Raw genomic sequence first — 23816 nt, 5'->3', positions numbered from 1 at the left:
TATTGTTATATAAAATTACTTTTTAATAATTTTAAACTTTCTATCTGTATTTTTTCCTTTGATATTGATAATATAAAGACCAGAAGATAGTTTAGAAGCATCCCAAGAATAATTTAAATTCGACTTGAAATTTGATTCTTCATGAACTAATTTTCCTGAAATATCAAAAATATACATTGAAATGTCATTTTCAGATGTAATAGAGCTCATATTAAAGTTGAAAACATTAGCTGAAGGGTTTGGCCATACTAAAGAGTTTAAATCAGTTTCTAAAGTAGCTAAAGAAGCTTCAGTTATTGAGTTTTCATCTCCTCCAACACCAACAATGTCTCCAAACATTTGGAAAATTTGATCTAAAGGATCTCTTCCTAAAGCAACAGTGGTAGCAGTCCAGTCAACAGCACCAGTTCCAAAAAGATCTGCAGGGTCTCTGAATTGTGTAACTTCACCAACTTTATTAGTCTCAGATGCCCAGAACCATTGGTTTCCTCCAGGTAAGAAAGGTAAGTTTACGTAAATAGAAATCCAATAATTTCCAGGATCAAGTGTAACAGGTTCTGGTAAAACAATGTTTAAGTTACTATCATCTATTTCAGAGATAGGAGTAACATCTCCACTGTTATATACTTCTTCACCAGGTGTTCCTGCATTGTTGTCGTAAATTACAACAGATACATTTGTAAATAAAGGTGCACCTCTTGTACCTCCAAAAGCAAGAATTCTATTGATAACCCATTGGTTGCCTTCAGGTACTACAAAGTCATCTGCTGCTTGAGCTAAACCATTAAAATCTAAAAAGTTTTGAGAAGGAATGCTGCTTACAGCCACATCATTTTGTTCATAAACTGGAGCTTCAGAAACTGTAACAGTAAATCCTTCAGAAACCTGCTCTCCACCAGCAGTTGCAATTAAACCGATAGCAGCACTGCCATTAGCATCTGGAGCATATGATAATGTTAATGTGTTATTTGTTAACGTAGCAGTTACTAATTCAGGATTTGAGTTCGTTAATGTTATTGTAATAGGTAGTCCTTCAGATTGTACAAATAATCCAGTAATATCAACAACTGTATCTTCACTATTAGTATCTACATTGATATCATCTAATAAAAAAGCAGTACTTAAAGTAGATTCTGGTAACGGGTTTGCAGTAATAGGGAAGCGTGCACTAAATAAACCATTTCCATGAGCAGCAATAGCTATGAAACCATCTTTTCTAGTAACTACTTCGTCAGTTACAGCATTACCAATTCTATTATTTTCTTTTCTCCAAACTGTATTTTGTCCGTTTAAATAGTTTGTGTAGTATAAACCAGTACTTGTAGCAGCAAAAATTCTTTGAATTCTTGAGTGTGAATTTCTTCCTTTTGCTCCTAAGAAAGCAGTACTTCTAACTGAAGGTCCGTTTCCAGTACCATCACGATTTTGTTCTAAATTACCACTAATATCTGTCCAAGTTTCTCCACCGTTATCTGTATAAAATACACTAGGTATTCCGTAGTTAGAGAAAGTAACAATTACTCTATCAGAATCAGAAGCGTCTACATTAATGTCATTTACAAAACCAGTAGGTAATCCTTTTCCTGTAGAAATATCCACAGCTGGTTGACCGTCGATATTAGCATTGTCCATTCTAAAAATTAGACCATTATTTGTACCATAGTATAATTTGTTTGCTACAGGGAAAGCAGAAACATCAACCGCAGTAATTGTAACATTACCCGGAGTTTGAGAGCTTGCAATATTTGTCCAGTTTACATCAGTACCACTTCTTGTGAATAAAGGAACTTCATCTAAATTTCTATTTCTCCATATTCTACCTCCAACAGGCATATACATGATATTATCATTATTAGGATCTAAAATAAATGGATTAATGAATGAGAAACCAGCAGCTGAAGCAGGTCTAACGCTTGAAAAAGAGCTGAATTCACCATTTTCATCAAAATTAAATCTAAAAAGATTACCTCTTTGAGAAGAAACATATCTTGTTCTTCCTCCGTCAGCAATAGCACTGTAAGCACCGTCACCTCCAAAATCTTCTTCCCAAATAGCTGTAGGGTCAGTAGAATTTGTATACCAAGTTCCGTTATCTTGGAAACCAGCAACTAAATCATCAGAATTAGCTTCTGGGTCGAATGCAACATGGTAAGGTTGTGTTGTAATATATCCGTTGTTTAAAGATTCCCATGCAACTGGCTCAATTCCAGGATTAGTTGCTCTAATATTTTCAGTAATAAATACACCACCATCATTACCAGATAAAGCTCTATCAGGGTTAGAAGGATAAAATACTAATGCATGTTGATCAGGATGTTGATTAGTATAAAGACTTACATTATTAAGAGGTGAATATCCAGCTATCCAACTTGCTTGCCCAGCAGGAGTAGTAAACCCAGTAGTAGATCTGTATACATTTGTACCTCCTACAAACATAACATTACTGTCAGCAGGGTGAACTTTTACTACCATATTGTATCCAGTCTGTAGGTTCAGACTTCCTACAGAACCACCTATGGTTGTAGGTAAATTAGCAGTAAGGTCTGTCCAAGCATTAGCAGCATCAGCAGTTTGGTCATACCTAAATAAGGTAGCCTCGTTAACAGGACTTAAGTCTCTTGTGAAAAAGTATACTATACTTTCATTAGATGGGTCTATCCCCATAACAGTTCTACTGTAAGTAGTGATAAAGTTTTCAGGAGTAATATTTGTCCAAGTTTCACCATCAGTAGAAGTAAAGAATCCAGCATTAGGATTACCGCCAGAACCGATAGTTGCATATATTCTTCCAGAAGAAGTAATAGCTACTTCTACGGTATTATCAAAGCCACCAGCCAATACTTCAGTGAAAGAATTTCCTCCATCTTGAGATCTCAATAAACCATTAAATGATGCTACATATAAATCACCATTTGTAGGATCTACAGCAATAGAATTTACAATATCAAAAGGTGATGCAGCTCTAGGATCGTTGTCAAATGTATTTCTTAATGGTTCAAAAGTACGTCCACCATCTTGAGATTTATACACCCCAGATCCTGAATAAAAAGCACCGCCGGCACCAGCAGAATTACCAAGTCTTTCACCAGAGGCAAAGTACCAAGTAAAGCTTCTACCTGGTCTTGGATCTTGTACGATAGCTGTAATACTTGGGTTTTGGAAAGAACGTGTAACTTTTCTCCAAGTTTCACCGTTATTTTCAGATCTCCATAGACCACCAGAAACACCTCCAGCTAAAATTATGTTTTCGTTGTTTCTGTCTATAGCTAAAGCTCTAGTTCTACCACCTACGTTAAAAGGTCCTCTGTTTACCCAATTTGAAAATTTGGTTTTACTTGAAACTCTAGTAGCTCTTTCTAAAATCTTTTTAGAATCATCTCCAATACTAATTCTTTTTGAGAATTTGATTTCTGCTTCTCTTATTCCTTTTGGAATTTCTCCTGTAGTAGGATTTTTTAGTCTTTCGAATTCAAAGTTTGCTCTTTCAATAGCATTATCAGCTTGGCGCTGAGGAGGAGTTTTTGCGTCAGTAGCTCCCGTCTTACTATCAAACATTTTTTGATTTCTGTAAACTTGATTTTTTTTAAGGGTCTTAGGGTCTGCACTTGTTTGGAGTTTTTGTGCTTGTAATGTTGACCCAATAGAAAATACCAACAGTGTAAGGACACTGCCTTTTAGTAATCTTAGTTTCATATGAAGGTTAATTAAAATTTGGATTAAAGGTACTCTTTCGTTTTAACATTATTTTTAGTTTTTTGTGAAAAAAATCTTAAAATAATTTGTTGTTTGTTAAAGAATTTCTAAATTATTTATATTGTATTGAAAAAGAGGTTATTGTGTTTTTGTGGAAAAGTAAGTTTTGCATTTTCTAACTTTTATAATCATAAAATAAATAGTATTAATATCCGTTAGTTAGACCATGGATTACAATATTTAGGTTATTCTTATGCTCATTTTCTTTTGTTTAGCTGTTTAAGAATTAAATGAAAGTAAATGCATAATCTAAAATTGTATATAATGAGAAACTATTGATGGTTAGCACATTTAAAAAGTATACTTTTATTACTTTGATTTTGTTTTCGGTTGAATTATTTGCTCAAGAAACAGCCACAAAATCTAAATTTAAACCTCCAGTTACTAAAACTTGGATTAATACCTATGGAAATTTTAGAATTTCCAATCGTTTATTTTGGGTAGCACAAACACACTTTAGATTTCAAGAGACAGAGAGTACTCCTTACGTGGGGCAAATAGGTCAAGTATATAACCGACATGCTATTGGTTATATACATTCAAAGAAATTCAACATGAGCTTAGGGGGAGTGTTAAGGTTGAATTTTAATACAGATGAATCTTCTACGGGTAGAAATTTGGTTCCCGAATGGCGTATTTGGCATCAATATATGTTTGCAGTTCCTTTTTCTTCTACTATGTTTTATCATCGTATTCGTATTGAGCATCGATGGACTAGAGGGTTCGCAGAAGATAGTGAATACATTTTTAGGAATAGGTGGCGCTACATGTTCAAGGCTAAAGTACCTCTAAATTCAAATAAGATTAAAGAAAAAACATTTTATATTTCTCCTGAAGTAGAACTGATTATGCAAAGTGGTAAAGCAGTGGTAGGCAGTGTAATGGAAGATTTAAGAATTCATGGATCTGTAGGTTATGTTATTAATCCTAGATTAACTGTAGCTACAGGACTGATGTATTCTCACGGACAAACACTTAGTGATGCTTCAGTGTTTAAACAAAGCTGGACAGCTAGGTTTCATTTGTATTTTTCACCAGATTTTAGAAAAATTAAAGATAAATTACCTGCCATTCATATGGATGATTAATCAAATTTTTATGAAAGTTTCAAAAACGAATTTACTTGCTTATGTTTTATTAGTGATCTCGCTTCTATTTTCTATATACACTAAATTACAAGAACAAAAGGCAAAAGAAGAGCTTAAAAGAATAGCCTTTAAAGAGTCAACCAATGTAAAAGATTCAATTTTAGAGAAGCGTTTACAATCTTTTGATTCCTTATTGTCTGTGGGGAAATATGAAACAGCTTTGAATATATACAGTGAGGAGTTGGATACATTAGCTAAGAATGATAAAGATTTTGTAAAGTTTAGAATAAATTTGGTGAAACAGTTTGTCCATTCTCAGAATCTCAGGAAAAAAGTAATTTCTAATGATAATGAAAACTCAGAAGCCAGTGTTACAAATTCAATGGTATCAGATACCTCTAGTCAAAATTCTTTAGACTCGCTGAGTTTAGCTTTAACGAAAACAAAATCCTTATTAAAAAAAGTGCAAAATGAGTTGAGGAGTAAATCATTTGGAGCGTATTTACGATTTAAAAATCCAAAAAGACATAAAATTCACTATGTAGGAAATACTAGTAAAGGAAAAGCTTATGGATATGGAATTGCTATTTACGATACGGGAAGTAGGTATGAGGGGGAATGGAAAAATAATTTAAGAGAGGGGAAAGGTTCATTTTATTGGACAGATGGACAATATTATATTGGCGAATATAAAAATGATTTAAGAACAGGTAAGGGAACTTATTTTTGGCCAAATGGTGAGAAGTATGTTGGAGAATGGAGAAAAGATAAGCGAGATGGAAAAGGAGTATTTTATAATAAGAAAGGAAAAATTATGACTAGTGGTATTTGGAAGAAAGATAAACTAGTTAAAGAAGATAAAAACAAGCATTAATAAAAAAGACTATCTAACGTTATCACGAATTTAATGTTGAAGCGATCTTAATAATTAGTTGGTTTAGAATTAAAAGATTTCTTCACTATGCCTGTATTGATTGACAGTCATATAGTTCTGATAACACTTTTTTAGATAGTCTCTTTTTTTATGTATTTGCTGTATAGTTTTACAGCATAGTTACTTTTCCTGTATGTAATGAATACACACCGCCTACAATAGAAATTTCTCCATTATCTTCCATTTCCTGTAAAATTTTACTTTTCTCTCGGATTCTTTCCATTGTTAACTTTACATTGTTTTCTACAGTTTTGGCTACAAATGCTGGATTTGAAGAATCAGTAACACCATCAACTTGTTCAGAAGCTAATTTTACAGCAGGAGTAATATTACTTAACATTGCTGTAATGTTTCCAAGTTCTACCTCATCGCAAGCAGCTTTTACTGCACCACAACTTTCATGACCTAAAACAAATACTAATTTACTACCAGCAACGGCACAAGAATATTCCATACTACCTAAAATGTCTGTGTTTTCAAAGTTTCCGGCTACACGAGCTACAAAAACATCACCAATGGTTTGATCGAAAACCAATTCAACAGGAACGCGTGAATCAATACACGATAAAATTACCGCTTTAGGAAATTGTCCTCCAGTAGTTTGTTCTACTAATGAAGTAACATCTGAAGCGGTTAATTTATTAGCAATATAACGTTGGTTACCTTCTAATAAATCTTCTAATACTGAGCTAGGAGTTAAGCCAACTTGTAATTCTTTTGTTAGAGCTTTATTTCTCATTATTAATTCTTTTTTAATGGTTTATTTTTACGTTTTCTTTTACCCACTCTAAACATTCAGAGAAGGTTTTAAATGTATGTTCTTTAGAGACTAAATCAGGAATGATACCAATGTTTTCCATCATGTATTTAGGTTGTTCTAATACATCTACAAAGAGTACTTGAATTCCATTTTTCTCTAAATCAATTAAAATATCTTCTAATGCAAATAGTCCTGACTGATCTACATAAGGCATTCGTCCCATTCGGACGATTACAGTTTTAGCGGTATCAGGAATTTGTTTAGCTAACTGTTGAAAGTTGCTAGTAGACCCAAAGAATAAAGGTCCGTTTATGTGTTTTATAAAAACTTCCGTAGAAAGATTCTCAGGGAAATCTGCCTCATCATCCCACGCTTCTTCCTGTAAAGGAGTAACGTCTGATCGTATAGCAGTTACATCTCCTATTTTCTTCATGAAAATTAAAGATGCAATAACTAAACCTATACCTACAGCATACACAAGATCCCAAAAAGTAGAAAGAAATAATACAACAAGCATAATGATTACTTCTGAACTTACTTTTACAAAACCGATACTAATATCTTTAGGTAAATTAGGAATAGCACGAAGACCTTTATAATCCATAACTCCAATTCCAACAGTAATTAAAACTCCAGCTAAAACAGCGGCAGGTATTTTTGAAGCTATAGGTCCTAAACCTAACAAAATGATTAATAGCATTACACCAGCAATCATTCCTGAAAGCTTAGTTTTACCTCCAGATTTAATGTTAACTACAGTTCTAATTGTAGCGCCAGCACCTGGAATACCACCAAAAACTGCTGCGATACTATTTCCAATACCTTGTCCAATTAATTCTTTATTGGGTTTGTGTTTCGTTTTAGTCATATTGTCTGCAACAACAGACGTCAATAAAGAATCGATAGCTCCTAATAAGGCGAGTGTAAATGCTGTGAATATGTAAGGTTTTATACTACCTAGACTAAAACTGGTAAAAATTTCCAAGTTTGGTATGGGAAATCCACCTGGAATTTCTTCTATAGGCCTATAATCAATATTGAAAATTAATACAATTGCAGTCATTACTACTAATGCAACAAGTGTACTAGGTATAGCGGTAGTAATTCTTTTAAAACCATAAATGATTACAATTGTACCCAATGCTAAAAGGAGTTCTAAAAAATTAATGTTCTTAAGTGCTTTAGGTAGTACTTTTAATGTTCCTAAAACACCAGAAGATTCTTTTCCAGCTAAGGTTTTAGCTTCTTTTAAAATTCCTTCTTGAGTAATTTCATTAGAACGCTTTATAGTTTCTTTGAAATCTTCTAAAACTAGAATACCTTCTCCAGCTTCATCTTTTAAAATATTTTGTAAGATTATTTCTTGGGCTTGAGGTTTAAATTGGTTTACAAAACTTGCATCTTCTTTAGCATAATATCCTATAGAAGGTAAGATTTGTGTTACCAAAATAATTACTCCAATAGCGGTCATAAATCCTGAAACTACTGGATAAGGTATGTATCTAATATATTTTCCAAAGCCTAATAAACCTAAACCAATTTGAATGATACCTGCAAGCAAAAATACCATAAGTATTGTAGGTAAAGCTTGTTGTACGTTTCCATCATTAGCGGCAATGATAGTAGCAATTACTACCATACTGACTGCGGTCATAGGTGCGGTTGGTCCAGAAATTTGCGTATCAGTACCTCCAAAAAGTGAAGCAAAAAAAGCGATTAATATGGCGCCATATAGTCCAGCACTCGGGCCTAAACCAGATGAAACTCCAAAAGCTAATGCTAAAGGTAATGCTACAATACCAGCTGTGATACCACCGAATAAATCTCCTTTAAGATTGGAAAATAAGTTTTTCATTTCAGTTAAATTGAATTACGTATAGTTTATGTTGAATTGTGTCATAAATTTAACACATTCGTGAAATACCTACCTAACTTATTTTAGGATTTAATTTAAAGAATTCAATATAACTTGGTGGATTTTCAACAGTACCACGTTCAGAAATTAATGTGATATTAATGTTGCGTTCTTTAGCTTTGTAAGCAAAGTCTTCTAAAATTTCAATAATATCATTATCTAAGTATCTTGTTTTAGTAACATCTAACTCTAAAGAAGAGTTTTCTGGTAAACTATCTAATTCTTTCAAGATTGCTCCTTTATTAAAAAAGGTTACTTCTTCAGCTAAAGTCATTTTTATTCTACCATCATTAACATCTTCTCCTTCCTTATGTAAGAAGTGTGAATTTTGGAAACTTTTGAATAAAATCACAAAAATACCAACTGCAAGTCCTAAGCCAATTCCTAATAATAAATCACCAGTAATAGCCATTGGTAGTACAGTAGTTATAAAAGGAAGCCATTGTTTCCAACCTAATTTAAACATAGTTTTAAATGTTGAAGGCTTAGCTAATTTAAATCCAACTACAAATAATACAGCTGCTAGTACAGACAAAGGAATCTTGTTTAATAAAGTAGGAATTAAGATCACTGAAATTAATAAGAAAAACCCGTGAATAATGGCAGACATTTTACTCTTACCACCTGATTGAATATTTGCAGAACTTCTAACGATTACTTGAGTAATTGGTAATCCTCCAATTAATCCTGAAATAATATTTCCCGTTCCTTGTGCAATAAGCTCTCTATTGGTAGGAGTCACATTTTTATCTGGATCTAATTTATCTGTAGCTTCAACACATAATAAGGTTTCTAAACTTGCTACAATAGCAATAGTAAAGGCAATAACCCATACGTTTTTATCTCCAATAGCAGAGAAATTTGGAAAGCTAAATTGTCCTTTAAAGCTATCAAAACTATCTGGTACAGGAACAGAAACTAATTGTTTTTCTAGTAAACCTAATGAACCTCCTTGAGTTACTATATAAAAAATAATACCAACAACAACAGCTACTAATGGTCCTTGGATTAATTGGAAAATTTTAGCTTTTTTAGAAAGTACGTTAGACCATAAAAGTAAAATACCTAAAGCTACAAAACCAATTACAGTAGCTCCAATACTAATGTTTCCACTTATCAATGCATTGAAAGAATTTAATAAACCAGAAATTAGATTATCCCATTCTACTTGAAGAAATGAAAAATCCCCTGTAGGATTCTTGTCCATTCCAAAGAAGTATGGTATTTGTTTTAATATGATAATTATTCCAATACCAGTTAGCATTCCTTTAATTACTGATGAAGGAAAGAAATAAGCAATAATACCAGCTCTAGCTACTCCTAAAAGTATTTGAATAACACCTCCTAGAACTACAGCTACTAAAAACTTTTCAAATCCACCGTTCTCTAAACCGCCAAGGGTTACTATAGCGGCTAATACTATAGCGGCTAAACCTGCTGCTGGTCCACTAACACCAATACTAGATCCACTAATGCTGGCTACTACTATACCACCAACTATACCAGCAATTAATCCAGAAAATAAAGGCGCTCCACTTGCCAATGCAATACCTAAACATAAAGGTAATGCCACAAAAAATACCACTATACTAGCGGGTAAATCATTTTTTATTGTTTTAAACATGATTATTTAAAATTTGTCAACTTTTATATAAAGTTGAATTATTTATAGTTAATTAATTTATAATGAAAGATAATTTAGATGCTCATACGATTTTTGGAGTATAATTTCGCATAAATATTTTGTCACTTCTAGTAAAATTATTCGTAATTGAATGAAGAATAATTTTATATCGAGAAGTAGTCGGATAGCTCTCGATACATTTTTTATTACATTAACACTTCATAAAAAATACTCGAACTGACATACACGAAAAATTAATCGTAAATCGTATTAACTATAAATTTCCGGAGGAGGAGAATCAAGATTTTGAAAAATAGAAGTATACTTTTTAGAAAAATGAATTACACTTTTCTGATTTGTGGTATATGTATAGGTCAAAAATGAAGTATTAAAATTAACTATTTTCAGTTCTGTGTCTTTTGTAAGTTCTACATCTTCAGATTCTTCTTCTAGATCAATTGCAAATTCTACTTCATAACTCAACTCTAACAGAGATACATAGGTAGGCAAGGCAATAGATGTAAGTAATACACTAACTAGAAAATATGTGAAAAATAGTTTTTTCATTTATGATAAACATAAATTTAATTTATGATTGCCATAAATATACTAAAGTGAAATGCTAACTTTTGTTAAAATTGTTAAAAAAGATGAAGAATATTAATGTCTTTGTTCTTCAACCAACCTATTTTACCATCTAATAAACGTATTTTTTTCCATTCATCAACTTGATCAAGAACATATACTTTAGTTCCTTCATGAATTACAAATGCCTCATCTGCATTTTTCGTTGGTTCGTTTTTAACAGAAACTTCAGAAGTGTATACAATGGCTTCAATTGTATTTGAGTATTTATTAAATTGATGATAGGTAACGCTTAAAGAAATAAGCAATAGTATAAAGCTTAATATACTAGTGGTAAAAAATAATCTTTTCTTTGATGGGTTGATAGAAAAGTAATATAAGATAAATAAAATGGCAGCCAAAAATGAGAATATAATGCTTATAGTTGCCCATCCATTAAAGCTTATTTTACTGATGTAATTGATATTGAATTTTTGAAGTATAGATTTAGGTAGTTCTTCAATTCTATCTAAAGCTAGACGCTTCGCAAAAATTAAGTTGTTTTGTGCATCCTCATTAAACGCATCTAATTGCAATGCTTTTTCATAGTTGTAAATTGACGGTCCAACTTTATTAAGTTTATAGTAGCTATTTCCTAGGTTATGATATAGTTCTGAAGAAACTTCTCCCGAACTTATAATTTCTTCGTATAATTCTATAGCTTTCTTATACTCACTATTTTTATATAAATTATTTGCCTTGTCAAAAGTTTCATTAGCACTTTGAGCAAAAATTAAGTTTGATATAAGTATTAGAAATAAGCAGGTTATTTGTTTTATCATAACTGTTTATCTAATTGAATTATTACTTGTTTAGCCTTTTCAAATTCTGAGTTCATTTGAACATCAGTAAATGGTGTATATCTTGCAAAATCACAACTCTTTAATACTTCTATAAAATCAGATATTGTTGAGTCATTAATATTTTTATCCCTTAAGAGTTCTGAAATTTTTTCCCTACTAATGTCAGAAGTTTCTACTCTTAATTTAGCTTTTAGATAATTATGTAACGCACGCTCAAGAGCTTCATAAAACTCTTCCTTATTCCCTAATTGCTTATTGGCTTCAGCTAAATATTTTTTTGCTAGTTTATCAGCTTTTCTTGATTTATTACCAATAATATCAGCATTTCTTTCATCTTTTTTCTTTCCAATGAAAATTGCGATAGGGATACTAATTAACGGTAACAATAGTAAAATATAAAATGGAATAGATTTAAAGAAGTTAGTATTACTCTGTGTCGCTAATGTTGTAGAGGTTTGTATAAACCTAAAGTCTTTACCTGTAATAGTAACATTTTGTTTTTGAACTGGTGTATTTGATGTGTCTACAGGTAGTTCTTTCCCTTCAGTAACATCTACAAATAAATCTTCAGTACTAATAGTGTAATATTTCTTTTCTTTAGGGTTAAAGTAAGAGAATTCTGTTTTAGGAATTTTGTATTTTCCTTTAAATTCAGGAACTACTGTATAATTGTCTGTTATAGAGCCTTTCAAGCCTGAAGATGTAATTCTTACCTTTTCTTTACGTTCAGGTTGATATACTTCTAATTCTTTAGGAGTTTCAATTTTAGGTAATTCAAATAATTTAAGATTTCCTTTTCCAGCTACACTAAGTTTCAACGTTGAAGATTCATTAGCTTTTAATACGTTTTTACTTGAGGTCAGCGCATAAGTAAAGTCCCCAACAGCTCCAGTAAAGCTTTCAGGTTTATTTTCAGTTGGTAATTCTTTCGCAAAAACAGTTTTCCTTGCAGAAGAATATTCTTTACGGACCCTTCTAGTTATAGCATTCCCAAAAAAATCTGCTCTACCTGTAGGAACAGCTACAAGAATATCCATTTTCATAGGATCTATAGTAAGTTTCCCAGATTTAGTAGGAATTAATAAAGCTTTATGCAGAACAGCATATCTATATTGCTCTCCATTATAAGTTGCTGTTTTTACCTGAGAACCATTTCCTTTTATTTCTTGATTCCAAAAACCTATATATTGAGGAGATTCTGTAACTGCATTGTCATAAATACCTACATTATTACTGAAATATAATCGATATTCAACATAAATTCCTTCTCCTACATAAGGTTTTGCTTTAGATACTTCAGCAACTAAATGAATGTTTTGCTCCGCAATATAATCTGGATCATTTGGATTTTTAGGAATAGCTACTGGATCAGTAACAATTATTTTAACGGGTTTAGATTTTAATGTTTTACCGTTAAATTGGATACTTGCAGAAGGTAAGTTAAATTCCCCTTTTCTAAGAGGTTTAATAATATACGTATATGATTGTGTAAAGCTGCTTTTACCATTAATCCAAGATTGACTAACAGATTGACTAGGTCCTCCTACAATTTTAAAATTCTTAAAGTTTGGAGCTTTAAAATGATCTGCTCCTTGTTTATTAATAGCAAACTCCACACGTAAGCGTTGGTTAACGCCTAGCTTGTTTTTACTTACAGTAGCTGTAAGTTCAGCATCTTGAGAAAAAGCTGCTAGATTGAATAATAATATAATAAATGTTGTAAACTTCAAATTCATTTGATATTCAAAAACGCACAAAAATAGTTATTTTACACAGTATAAATTACTTGATTTTTAAGATTTTGATCTTAAATTTTTCATAATTCTTACCAATCTTTTTCTTGCTTTATTTTTCTACCCTTCGACTTCTTAACATTCATTTTCTTTTGCGTTTTTTTCTCTTCATTATTTAAACTTTCAAGCAATTGCTTCATTTGTTCAGGAGTCATTTTTCCAGGTCTGGGCTTTGGTTGTTGCTTGTCGTTTTGGTCTTGTTTATTTTTTTGTTGATCCTTCTGGTCTTTTTGATCGTCTTTATTGTTCTTGTTTTTATCCTTGTTCTGATCTTTTTTGTCTTTGTCGTCTCCTTCTTTCTTGTCCTTATTTTGATCTTTATTTTCCTGCTTATCTTTATTTTTATCCTTGTTCTGGTCTTTTTTATTGTCTTTATTCTTGTTGTTGTTATTTTGTTTCTGCTCTTTCTTTACTTGTTTTTGAGCGGCAGCTAAGTTATAACGAGTTTCATCATCATTAGGATTATTACGCAGTGCATTTTTATAAGCTTCCACAGCTTGTTCATATTGTTTTTGCTCCATCATTGCATTCCCAATATTGTGATAAGCTTCAGCTTTTTCTGCTTTAGATTCAGCTGTTTTTGTGGTTAATTCATATTGAGAAACAGCTTCTTTATAGTTTTTTCCTTGGTACAAAGCGTTCCCAAAATTGTAACTAGCTTTATCATACTTACTGTCTTTTCCTAATGCTTTTCTGTAGGCAATAGAAGCTTCATTGAACTTTTCTTTATTGTAAAGTTCATTTCCTTCTCTTAATAAAGAACGAGCTTCTCTTTGCAATTTTAATGTGTCTTGTTGTGCGTTAACTAAAGCACTCATCAGTAAGAAGAGTAAAATGAAGTATGTTTGTGTGACTATTTTTTTCATATTATTTCGACTCTTTATCGTTAAACAGGTTTACCTTTTTTATCCATTTCGTTTTTCTTTCGAAAAAGAAAATATCAATAAGTAAAAACAATATTCCAATACCAACAAACCATTGAAATTGATCTTTATAATCAGAGAATTGTTTAGTTTCAAATTCACTTTTCTGAGCATTAGTAATTACTTTTTCAATAGCTTTTACTGGCAACTCAGTTTTGTTTCCATCTATATATTCACCATTAGATCCAGAGGCAATTTCTTGTAGAATCTCCGGTTTTCTTTGGGTTATTACAGTTTCTCCTTGTCTATTTTTCTTATAGCCAATATTACCACCGTTTAATTCAATAGGAATTGGTCCACCTTTTTCGGTACCGACTCCAATGGTGTATACTTTTACACCTTCATTAGAAATATCTTGTACTTTTTGTTTTGTTTCTTCTTGATGATCTTCACCATCAGAAATTATAATTAAGTACTTATTAGTTTGCTCTTCGTTATTGTAATACGTTCTAGCTAAGTCTAAGGCTTCATTTATTGCTGTTCCTTGACTAGATACCATATCAGGATTCGCATTTTGTAAAAACATTTTCGCTGCAGCGTGATCTGTAGTAATAGGAAGTAAAGGATAAGCATTACCAGCATAAATAATAATCCCTACACGATCACTACCTAATTTGTCTACAATTTTAGAAATAATTTGTTTTGATTTTTCTAATCGATTAGGAGCAATGTCTTTAGCTAACATACTTTTAGAGACATCAAGTGCGAATATCACATCTACACCTTCTCTTTTTACAGTCTGTAACTTAGTTCCCATTTTAGGATTTACAAGTGCTACAATTAAAAAAGATAATCCTAAAAGTAAAAACACAAACTTTAATACAGACTTAAACGTAGATGAATTAGGAGCTAAACGTGCTAATAATTCACCAGTGATAAATTTATTTTGTGTTTTTTTCTTCCACCATAAAACCAATAAGAAGATTAATACCATTACAGGAATGATACTAAATAAATAAAAATATATTGGTTCTTCTAACTTATACATATTTTGTGTAAATGTTTAACCGTTAATTAGTTTAATTGTGGTCTTATAATTAAACATTATCAACTATTATATAAAACTTTTAAATACAGTGTTTTTAAGTACAAATTCTAGTAGTAAGAATATTCCTGCTAAAAATACCCAGAATCTATATTTCTCAGTATAATTGTAATACTTAAACTCTTCTATTTTTGTTTTTTCTAATTTGTCTATTTCGTCGTAAATCTCTTTTAGGCTTGAATTGTTAGTTGCTCTAAAGTATTGTCCTTCAGTTTCACTGGCAATAAACTTTAGTAGTTTTTCATCAATTTCTACCTGCTGATTTCTAAATGACAATTTACCGGTTCTAGGATCTTTAGCCCAAGGAAAAGGAGCCATACCATTAGTTCCAATACCAATGGTATACACTTTTATGCCTATTTCTTTTGCCAATTCGGTAGCTGTTTTTGGATCAACAAAACCAGCATTATTAACTCCATCAGTTAATAAAATAATTACTTTACTTTTTGCTTTACTTTCTTTTAATCTATTCACTGCAGAGCCTAATCCCATTCCAATTGCAGTTCCACCTTCTAATTGGCCCCAGCGTATTTCAGAAATGGTTCTTTTTACAATAGATTTATCACTTGTTATAGGTGTTTGTGTAAAACTCTCACCCGCATAAACTACAATCCCAATTCTATCATTAGGCCTTCTGTTTACAAAGTCTATAGCTACTCGTTTTAAAGCTTCAAGTCTATTAGGTTTTAAATCTTTGGCTAACATACTTGCAGATACATCAATAGCCATAACAATATCGATACCGCGATTTGTTTTCGTTTTTTTACTTACAGAAACGTTTCTAGGTCTAGCTAATGCTACAAATAATGAAGCAAGAGCAAGTAATCTAAAAACATGAAGGAAGGGTTTGAGTTTAGCTATAATAGAACTACCACCCTCAAAACCTTTAAGATTAGGTATAGATAAAAGCGTATTGTCTTTTTTTCTAGAATAGAAAAACCAAAGTGCTAGTATTGGAATTAATACCAATAGCCATAAAAACTCAGGGTTATGGAATTCAAAATTATTGAACATTGGTTACTGGCGGTTTTAATGAGTTAACTAATGGCCCAGCATTTGAAATTGATAATGCAATAAAAACAACTAATGCTAGCAAAATGATAATAGTAATTATTTTGGTAAGTAACGAAGGCTTTTTAACAACTGGTTTCTCAATGATGATGACAGGTTCTATACTAGTTTCAGCTGTATCAGACTCTACTACATTTGGCTTTAAATTATCTATAATATGTTTGGCAACATTTCTATCAGCTTCAATTTCATGCGCTAAAGGCTTAGATTTTGCAAATTTTACTAAATCTGCTTGTTGTAAAAGTTTTTGAAGACTACCTATAGTTTCTTTATCAGTTATGATAGAATTACTGTCGCTAAAATCAGTTAAAGTTTCTACTAAACCGTCAGTAGTTGTTTCCAAGGCAGGAACATGTAATTCTCTTTCAATAAAGTTTCTAATGATATGAGTTAGTTCACTATAATATTTTTTAATTTCATTATTCTGCCATAACAACTTTCCATCAAGTAATTTTAAGTTTTTTAAAGCTTCTTGATATGGTGATAGTAACTGTTCTGTGGTTTTGACTTGATCATCAGTAGTTCTCTTAAGTGCAAAAAATAGCACAGTACCAACAACTAATAAAATACCGACAATCCAGAATAAAATATGTTTATAATCTCTAAATTGATAAGGTTCGCCTTTAATTCCCTTTATCTCAAACATTTTTATTTTAGTTGTATCGATAGGAATCGTAGCTACATTAACTAGCAAGCTATCTGTAAGATATACTTGATTTTTTATAAAAATCTGTTGTTGAGGAATGTAATAAGAACCACTATCAAAACCTGTTAGAATATATTTTTGGATTAATTTACTTTTTAGAGTGTCAAGTTTTAAACTATCAACAACTTCTAATCCTTTTAGTTCTAACTTAGGAATGATGACATTTTCGGTTTCATCAATAGAAATTTTATATTGGAATTGCTCACCAATACGAATATTCATTGTATCAATTTCTACTTCTACAGGAGAAGTCTGAGAAAAACCATTAATAGCGATTAAAAATATTATAAAGTGTAATAATCTTTTCAATGTTATGCTTTGTTTTTAAAATAACTTAGTAATTTCTTTACGTAACTCTCGTCAACTCTAATATTTATTGTTCCTAAACCACTTTTTTTGAAAGAAGTTTGAAACTCATCTTTTAATCGTAAAGCATTTGCTTTGTATTTTGTTCTTAAGGATTTAGATCCTGTGTTTATCAGACGAACTTCATTAGTTTCGTTATCTAACATAGGAACCATACCTAAATTTGGAATTTCTTCGTCAAATTTATCATAAATCCTTATTCCTGTTAAGTCATGTTTATTACCAACAATCTTAAGCGTTTTAGTATAGCCTTCATCTATAAAATCTGAAAGCATAAAAACAATAGCTTTCTTCTTTAAAACTCCAGATAAGAATCTTAACGCCTCATTAATATTGGTTTTTTTACTTTTTGGTGAAAATTCAATCAGTTCACGAATAATTCGTAATACATGACTTTTCCCCTTTTTCGGAGGAATAAAAAGTTCGATCTGATCTGAGAATAAAATCAGACCAACTTTATCATTATTTTGTATTGCTGAAAAAGCAAGAGTCGCGGCTATTTCTGTTACAGTGTCCTTTTTAAACTGAGTAGACGTGCCAAAAGATTCAGAACCAGAAACGTCTACCATTAACATCATGGTTAGTTCTCGTTCTTCCTCAAAAACCTTGACAAAAGGTTCATTATATCTAGCGGTAACATTCCAGTCAATAGCCCTAATGTCATCACCAAATTGGTACTGCCTTACTTCAGAAAAGGTCATTCCACGACCCTTAAAGGTCGAATGATATTCACCTCCAAAAATATGATTAGACAAACGTTTTGTCTTAATCTCTATTTTGCGAACTTTTTTTAGTAATTCTTTGGTGTTCATATTTTAATTCAACCACTCCAAAGGCAAAGGAGGTAATGCTATATCTTGATCAACAGATGCTTTTTTAATAGCAAAAACAGGAGCTTCTTGAATGGATAATTTCACATTATTTTTTTGTCCTATTTCTTTAATTACATCTTTGATGTTCCTTTTTTGACACAAAACAAGATAATTCATTTGAATGTTTGATTCTGTTTGTAAATCAAAACAATCTACCCAAAATGAAGGCCTATTATCTTTGTAAATAATTGCTTGTGTGCTTTTTTGATTTGTGGTTTCTAAAATTTGTTTTTGTCCTGTTAATGTTTTGTACGTTGTTAATTTAAATGTCATTCTTAGCAAGATTTTTGTGTGTTAATAATTAAGTTTTCTTTCAGTTTAGCTAGTTTTTGGTTTGGTTTAAGGGACTTGTACTTCATTTATGATTGCATTAATTATGTCAACTGAAGTCATATTTTCGGCTTCAGCTTCATATGTGATTCCAATTCTATGACGTAGCACATCTTTGGTCATTGCTCTAACATCTTCAGGAATAACATAACCTCTTCTCTTAATGAATGCATAACATTTAGCGGCTTTTGCTAATGCAATACTACCACGTGGAGAAGATCCAAAACTAATCAACGGTTTTAAGTTTGATAAATTATATTTTTCTGGATATCTAGTAGCAAAGATGATGTCTAGTATATATTGCTCTATTTTTTCATCCATATAAACCTCATTAACAGCTTCTCTAGCTTTAAGGATTTGCTCTAAAGATATTACAGGATTTACTTTTCCAAAGCTGTTGTTTAAGCTTTGTCTCATGATAAGTTGTTCATCTTGTAATTTTGGATAATCGATTACTGTTTTCAACATAAAACGATCGACCTGAGCTTCAGGTAATGGATAGGTACCTTCTTGTTCAACTGGGTTTTGCGTTGCCATTACTAAGAAAGGTTCGTCTAATTTAAACGTCTCATCACCTATTGTAATTTGACGTTCTTGCATTGCTTCTAATAGTGCAGATTGAACTTTAGCAGGGGCACGGTTAATCTCATCCGCTAACACAAAGTTGGCAAAAATAGGTCCCTTTTTAATAGAAAAATCATTTTCTTTTACATTGTATATCATAGTACCGATTACATCGGCAGGAAGTAAATCAGGAGTAAATTGTACTCTGCTAAAACTACCTTGTACAGCCTTAGAAAGTGTATTAATCGCTAATGTTTTTGCTAGTCCAGGAACTCCCTCTAAAAGAATATGACCATTTCCTAATAAACCAATTAGAAGTCGCTCGATCATTGTTTTCTGACCTACGATAACTTTATTCATTTCATTGGTTAATAGATCAACAAATGCGCTTTCTCTCTCTATTTTTTCATTGATGGCTCTTACGTCTACGTCCATATGTAAAGAAATTATTAATTATAATTTTAGGTGAACAAAGCTACAATATTAACAATTTTTTTCTTGTTAAAAGTTGGTTAAAGGTAATTTACCTTTTTCACATAAAAGCGTTAAGAGTTTGTAATTAAAATGATATTTTAAGATTTAATTTAGATATTGGTTATTAAAACTTAATATTGATTTAATTTTTTTTGAAAATATAGTTTCGTTTTTGAGGAAATATTTATTCGTATGTTACCAATGAAAAATCGGATTCATTATAGATTCCATAGGTAAAATAAGTAACCCAGTCTCCAAGATTAAAATACTTACTTTGTTCATTTAGTTGAATGTCTAAAGGCAAATGACGATGACCAAAAACAAAATAATCATAATGTTTGGTCTCTAGTTTACGTTTGCAATATTGGACTAGCCATTCTTTTTCTTCACCTAAGAATTTAAAATCTTCATCACCTGAAATCATTTTATTTTTTACAGACATATATTGCCCTAACTTTACTCCTAGATCAGGATGTAACCAACGGAACAACCACTTAAATAAAGGGAAGGTAAAAACTTTTTTCATTCGTTTATAGCCTAAATCATTAGGTCCTAAACCATCGCCATGTCCAATTAAAAAAAGTTGGTTGCCAATTTTAAATTCCTGGGGGGTATGAAATACAGGGATATTTAATTCAGTTTCAAAATAATCGCGCATCCATAAATCATGATTTCCTACAAAAAAGTATATGGGAATTCCATCATCTCTTAATTGAGCTAACTTCCCTAAAACTCTAACAAAACCTTTAGGTACTACCGTTTTGTACTCAAACCAAAAATCGAATAAATCCCCTAAAAGAATAATTGCTTCTGCATCTTTTTCAATGGCATTCAACCAACGTAAGAATTTTTTTTCTCTAGGAAAACTCTTTTCTTTTGTAGGTGCTCCTAAATGTTGATCTGAAGCAAAATATACCTTTTTATTTGTTGAAATATCTATAGAAATCAAATCGATAATTTTGGTAAAAATAACTATTTTATTTAGCTAACTTTGTAAAAAAGCATTTATATGGAAATTGTATCTACAAATATCGGAGAGCATAAAGAAATAGATTGGAAAGGTAAAAAAGTGACTACAGGAATCTTTAAGTTTCCCGTGGACCAGCCTATTTTTTTGGATGTAGAAGATGTAAAAGGAGATGTAATTTGTAATCGAGAAAAACATGGGGGGATTGATCAGGCAGTATATGCATTTTCAGAAAAACACTATGAACATTTCAAAAAGATCTATCCTAATTTGGATTGGGAATTAGGGATGTTTGGAGAAAACCTTACGCTAACGGATTTAGAAGAGTCTGAAATTCATGTTGGAGATCGATTTAAAGTAGGAGAAACGCTTTTAGAAGTTACCAAACCTAGGCAACCTTGTATGAAGCTAGGTGTTCGATTTAATGACATGTCTGTAGTAAAAGAATTTTGGAATACTACGATGAGTGGTGTGTATTTTAAAGTTCTACAGACTGGGTTTGTAAAAGCGGGAGATGTTTTTGAACAAGTAGCATCAAAACCTGAAAATCCTACAATTGCAGAAGTATATAGAATGAAAAGAAAGAAAAAATTAGGATGAAGCCTTTTGATGATGCTTATTTTATGAAGAAAGCCTTACAAGAGGCTGTATATGCTTTTGAAAAAGGTGAAGTGCCAGTAGGAGCGGTTATTGTATTAAATAACCAAATTATTGCTAGAGCGCATAACTTAACAGAACGATTAAATGATGTTACTGCTCATGCAGAAATGCAGGCATTTACATCTGCAGCTGATTTTTTAGGAGGGAAGTATTTGAAAGATTGTACACTATATGTTACACTAGAGCCTTGTCAGATGTGCGCAGGAGCGAGCTATTGGACACAGATAGGAAAAATTGTATATGGTGCTAGTGAGCCTAAATCTGGTTTTACTGTGCTAGGGACTAAGTTACATCCCAAAACTAAGGTTGTTTCTGGTGTTTTAGAGGAAGAGTGTAGTGCGATTCTAAAAAAATTCTTTATTCAAAAACGAAATTTGAACTAGTTTTAGCAGTCTGAAGTCTGAAGCTGGAAGTCGGAAAAGTGTGCCAAAAGCCAAAAGCTTAAAACAAAGTTTGCTGTTTACTCTCGCTCTCATGTTCTAATAGCCACTTTTTTCGCCAAACTCCTCCCGCATAACCCGTTAATGATCCATCAGAACCAATGATTCGATGACAAGGGATGATTATAGAAATTGGGTTTTTACCATTTGCTGAAGCTACAGCTCTGATGGCTTTTACATCACCCAACTTTTTTGATTGTTCTAAGTAACTTCGAGTTTTTCCAAAAGGAACACGTAGCAACTCATTCCACACTTTACCTTGAAATTCAGTTCCCTTAGGAGATAAGTTTAATTCAAATTCTTTTCGTGTTCCTGAGAAGTATTCATCAAGTTGTTCTACACATTTTTTTATTTCTACAGAAGAGATTTTTTCTGAATTGATAATATCATCATCTATAAAAAAAATGGAATGTATATAGCTATTGTCTCCTTTTATTTCTAGAGTACCTATTGGAGATTTATAATATGTAGTTTGTACATCAGACACCGAATATTTGTTTAGAGTTTTGAGTAGTAATTTCGGCAATTTCTTGAAAAGAAAGCCCATAAATGTCTACTAATTTACCTACAACTTTTTCAATATAACTACTTTCATTTCTTTTTCCTCTGTATGGAGTTGGTGCTAAATAAGGAGCATCGGTTTCTAAAACAATATGTTTGAGATCTATCTTGTGCAGAAATTTATCGATCTTTCCGTTTTTAAAAGTTACAACACCTCCAATTCCTAATTTCATGTTGTAAGAAATAGCTTTGTGTGCTTGTTCAAGAGTTCCGGTAAAGCAATGAAATATCCCATATAAATCATCATCTTTTTCGCTTTCTAAAACTTCAAAAATTTCATCAAAAGCTTCTCTACAATGAATTGCTATAGGTAATTTTTTTTCCTTTGCCCATTGGATTTGTATTTTAAAAGCTTCTTGTTGTTGTGGTAAGAATGTTTTATCCCAATATAAATCGATACCGATTTCTCCAATAGCGTAAAAGTCACGTTTGTCGATCCATTCTTTTACATGTGCTAATTCTTCTTTGTAATTTTCTTTTACAGAAGTAGGGTGTAATCCCATCATTAAAAAAACATCATTAGGATAGTTTTTTTCCAATTCAAACATGCTTTTAGAGTGAGAGCTATCTATAGCAGGAATAAAAAAACGAGATACTCCTGCTTCTTTGGCTCTTGTCATCATTTCATCTCTATCGTCATTGAATTGCTCAGAATATAAATGGGTATGTGTGTCAGTTATCATATGATTTTAGCTGTATCTTTGTGGAGACAAAAGTACAAGAAATGGCAAGTTTGAAAAAAGTATTGCGCAAAAAGAAATATGTTCGCATAAAGTTGAAAAAAATGGTTACCAATCATTTGGAATTACAAGCAAAGATTAATGGTGTGAAAGGAGTTTTTATTTTGGATACGGGTGCTTCAAATACTTGTGTAGGATTAGATTTATTAGATTATTTTAAGTTAACTTCTGAGATAAGTGAGATTAAAGCTGCGGGAGCAGGAGCAACAGATATGGAAACGTATACATCAGAAAATAATTATTTAAAAATAGGGGATTGGAAAATAAAAAATTGTGACTTGGTACTTTTTGATCTTACTCATGTTAACACCGCTTTAACCCAGCATAAAGCAACAAAAGTGCATGGAATTATAGGTGCTGATGTTTTGGAAAAAGGTAAAGCTTTCATTGACTATGATAGGAAGGTCTTGTACTTAAAAAAAATTAAAAAGAAAAAGCAACGAACATTGTCGTTGCCTTTTTAAATATTAAAATAAATTTATAGAAAAAGAGATATGAATAAGTCTAGTGTAATAATCTTTTTTATTGTGTTTTTTAGCGTAACTAAAATGTTAAGTAATACTATACCTCATGTAATTGGTGTTGGAGAAAATAATCTTGAGGGAACTGTAGCTCAGTATCATGTAAAGGATTTAAAAGAATTTCTTGGAGCTATAGGAAATGACAGGATTATTTATATTGAAGATAGTATTAACATCTCCAAAGAAATACAACAGGTATTTGCAATAGAACAATTTGCTCTTGAAGATTATGATTGTACATTTGATGAGTACCTTTATCCAAGAGAGAAAGGTATATTTATT

Annotated in this window: 23 protein-coding genes; 6 read left to right on the top strand and 17 right to left on the bottom strand. The window is 31.6% G+C overall.

The features are described 5' to 3' along the window. Window positions 1-15: 15 nt before the first annotated feature. On the bottom strand, window positions 16-3693 hold the full coding sequence (locus BVC87_RS16640; RefSeq protein WP_075343533.1) for a T9SS type A sorting domain-containing protein: 3678 nt from the start codon (window positions 3691-3693) through the stop codon (window positions 16-18). A 380-nt stretch (window positions 3694-4073) separates the two neighbouring features. Between BVC87_RS16640 and BVC87_RS16635 the strand changes: the two genes are divergently transcribed. Next, a complete protein-coding gene (locus tag BVC87_RS16635; protein WP_234974691.1) occupies window positions 4074-4841 on the top strand; it encodes a DUF2490 domain-containing protein in 768 nt (255 codons plus the stop codon). Window positions 4842-4851: 10 nt separating this feature from the next. Next, the gene (locus BVC87_RS16630) at window positions 4852-5715 is read left to right on the top strand and encodes an MORN repeat-containing protein (RefSeq protein ID WP_159439375.1); all 864 of its coding nucleotides are present in this window, start codon (window positions 4852-4854) and stop codon (window positions 5713-5715) included. Window positions 5716-5884: 169 nt separating this feature from the next. On the opposite strand, the gene BVC87_RS16625 is transcribed toward BVC87_RS16630, so the two are convergent. From BVC87_RS16625 to BVC87_RS16560, 14 genes are all read right to left on the bottom strand, one after another. Next, window positions 5885-6514 carry a carbonic anhydrase family protein gene (locus BVC87_RS16625; RefSeq protein WP_075343530.1) on the bottom strand — a complete coding sequence of 210 codons (630 nt, stop codon included), beginning with the start codon at window positions 6512-6514 and terminating at the stop codon, window positions 5885-5887. Window positions 6515-6527: 13 nt separating this feature from the next. After that, window positions 6528-8390: a SulP family inorganic anion transporter gene (locus tag BVC87_RS16620; protein ID WP_075343529.1), complete on the bottom strand. Its 1863-nt coding sequence runs from the start codon at window positions 8388-8390 to the stop codon at window positions 6528-6530. A 73-nt stretch (window positions 8391-8463) separates the two neighbouring features. After that, window positions 8464-10074, bottom strand: coding sequence for a SulP family inorganic anion transporter (locus BVC87_RS16615; RefSeq protein ID WP_075343528.1), 1611 nt, complete (start codon window positions 10072-10074; stop codon window positions 8464-8466). 270 nt (window positions 10075-10344) lie between these two features. Next, complete coding sequence (locus BVC87_RS16610) at window positions 10345-10641, bottom strand: hypothetical protein (protein ID WP_075343527.1); 297 nt, start codon at window positions 10639-10641, stop codon at window positions 10345-10347. A gap of 74 nt (window positions 10642-10715) precedes the next feature. Continuing rightward, on the bottom strand, window positions 10716-11480 hold the full coding sequence (locus tag BVC87_RS16605) for a tetratricopeptide repeat protein (RefSeq protein WP_234974690.1): 765 nt from the start codon (window positions 11478-11480) through the stop codon (window positions 10716-10718). Further along, the gene (locus BVC87_RS16600; RefSeq protein ID WP_075343526.1) at window positions 11477-13237 is read right to left on the bottom strand and encodes a BatD family protein; all 1761 of its coding nucleotides are present in this window, start codon (window positions 13235-13237) and stop codon (window positions 11477-11479) included. Before BVC87_RS16600 ends, BVC87_RS16605 begins: the two co-directional genes overlap by 4 nt. A gap of 89 nt (window positions 13238-13326) precedes the next feature. Then, window positions 13327-14160, bottom strand: coding sequence for a tetratricopeptide repeat protein (locus BVC87_RS16595; RefSeq protein WP_075343525.1), 834 nt, complete (start codon window positions 14158-14160; stop codon window positions 13327-13329). 1 nt (window position 14161) lies between these two features. Continuing rightward, complete coding sequence (locus tag BVC87_RS16590; protein WP_200799206.1) at window positions 14162-15205, bottom strand: vWA domain-containing protein; 1044 nt, start codon at window positions 15203-15205, stop codon at window positions 14162-14164. A gap of 66 nt (window positions 15206-15271) precedes the next feature. Continuing rightward, window positions 15272-16276, bottom strand: coding sequence for a vWA domain-containing protein (locus BVC87_RS16585; RefSeq protein ID WP_075343524.1), 1005 nt, complete (start codon window positions 16274-16276; stop codon window positions 15272-15274). Further along, on the bottom strand, window positions 16266-17348 hold the full coding sequence (locus BVC87_RS16580) for a hypothetical protein (RefSeq protein ID WP_075343523.1): 1083 nt from the start codon (window positions 17346-17348) through the stop codon (window positions 16266-16268). The genes BVC87_RS16585 and BVC87_RS16580 overlap by 11 nt, the downstream gene beginning before the upstream one ends. Window positions 17349-17350: 2 nt before the next feature. Further along, complete coding sequence (locus BVC87_RS16575) at window positions 17351-18217, bottom strand: DUF58 domain-containing protein (protein ID WP_075343522.1); 867 nt, start codon at window positions 18215-18217, stop codon at window positions 17351-17353. A gap of 3 nt (window positions 18218-18220) precedes the next feature. Next, window positions 18221-18550, bottom strand: coding sequence for a hypothetical protein (locus tag BVC87_RS16570; RefSeq protein ID WP_075343521.1), 330 nt, complete (start codon window positions 18548-18550; stop codon window positions 18221-18223). Between the two features lie 66 nt (window positions 18551-18616). After that, the gene (locus BVC87_RS16565) at window positions 18617-19606 is read right to left on the bottom strand and encodes an AAA family ATPase (RefSeq protein WP_075343520.1); all 990 of its coding nucleotides are present in this window, start codon (window positions 19604-19606) and stop codon (window positions 18617-18619) included. A gap of 223 nt (window positions 19607-19829) precedes the next feature. Then, window positions 19830-20594, bottom strand: coding sequence for a UDP-2,3-diacylglucosamine diphosphatase (locus BVC87_RS16560; RefSeq protein WP_075343519.1), 765 nt, complete (start codon window positions 20592-20594; stop codon window positions 19830-19832). A gap of 60 nt (window positions 20595-20654) precedes the next feature. On the opposite strand from BVC87_RS16560, the gene BVC87_RS16555 reads away from it, so the two are divergent. Beyond that, on the top strand, window positions 20655-21212 hold the full coding sequence (locus BVC87_RS16555; RefSeq protein ID WP_075343518.1) for an MOSC domain-containing protein: 558 nt from the start codon (window positions 20655-20657) through the stop codon (window positions 21210-21212). Beyond that, window positions 21209-21655 carry a nucleoside deaminase gene (locus tag BVC87_RS16550; protein ID WP_075343517.1) on the top strand — a complete coding sequence of 149 codons (447 nt, stop codon included), beginning with the start codon at window positions 21209-21211 and terminating at the stop codon, window positions 21653-21655. The genes BVC87_RS16555 and BVC87_RS16550 overlap by 4 nt, the downstream gene beginning before the upstream one ends. A gap of 58 nt (window positions 21656-21713) precedes the next feature. Here BVC87_RS16550 and BVC87_RS16545 read toward each other — a convergent pair whose 3' ends face one another. Both BVC87_RS16545 and BVC87_RS16540 read right to left on the bottom strand, forming a co-directional pair. After that, the gene (locus tag BVC87_RS16545) at window positions 21714-22199 is read right to left on the bottom strand and encodes a methylated-DNA--[protein]-cysteine S-methyltransferase (RefSeq protein WP_075343516.1); all 486 of its coding nucleotides are present in this window, start codon (window positions 22197-22199) and stop codon (window positions 21714-21716) included. Next, on the bottom strand, window positions 22192-22956 hold the full coding sequence (locus tag BVC87_RS16540; RefSeq protein WP_075343515.1) for a TatD family hydrolase: 765 nt from the start codon (window positions 22954-22956) through the stop codon (window positions 22192-22194). The genes BVC87_RS16545 and BVC87_RS16540 overlap by 8 nt, the downstream gene beginning before the upstream one ends. A 41-nt stretch (window positions 22957-22997) precedes the next feature. Here BVC87_RS16540 and BVC87_RS16535 point away from each other — a divergent pair, with 41 nt between their 5' ends. Beyond that, the gene (locus BVC87_RS16535) at window positions 22998-23477 is read left to right on the top strand and encodes a retropepsin-like aspartic protease (RefSeq protein ID WP_075343514.1); all 480 of its coding nucleotides are present in this window, start codon (window positions 22998-23000) and stop codon (window positions 23475-23477) included. Window positions 23478-23561: 84 nt separating this feature from the next. Further along, window positions 23562-23816, top strand: a 255-nt coding sequence (locus tag BVC87_RS16530) for a hypothetical protein (protein WP_143569814.1), incomplete at its 3' end; no start/stop codon positions are given.

The organism is Tenacibaculum agarivorans, from assembly GCF_001936575.1.
GTDB classification, from domain to species: Bacteria; Bacteroidota; Bacteroidia; order Flavobacteriales; family Flavobacteriaceae; genus Polaribacter; species Polaribacter agarivorans.
This window is presented reverse-complemented; position numbering and strand designations above follow the sequence as displayed.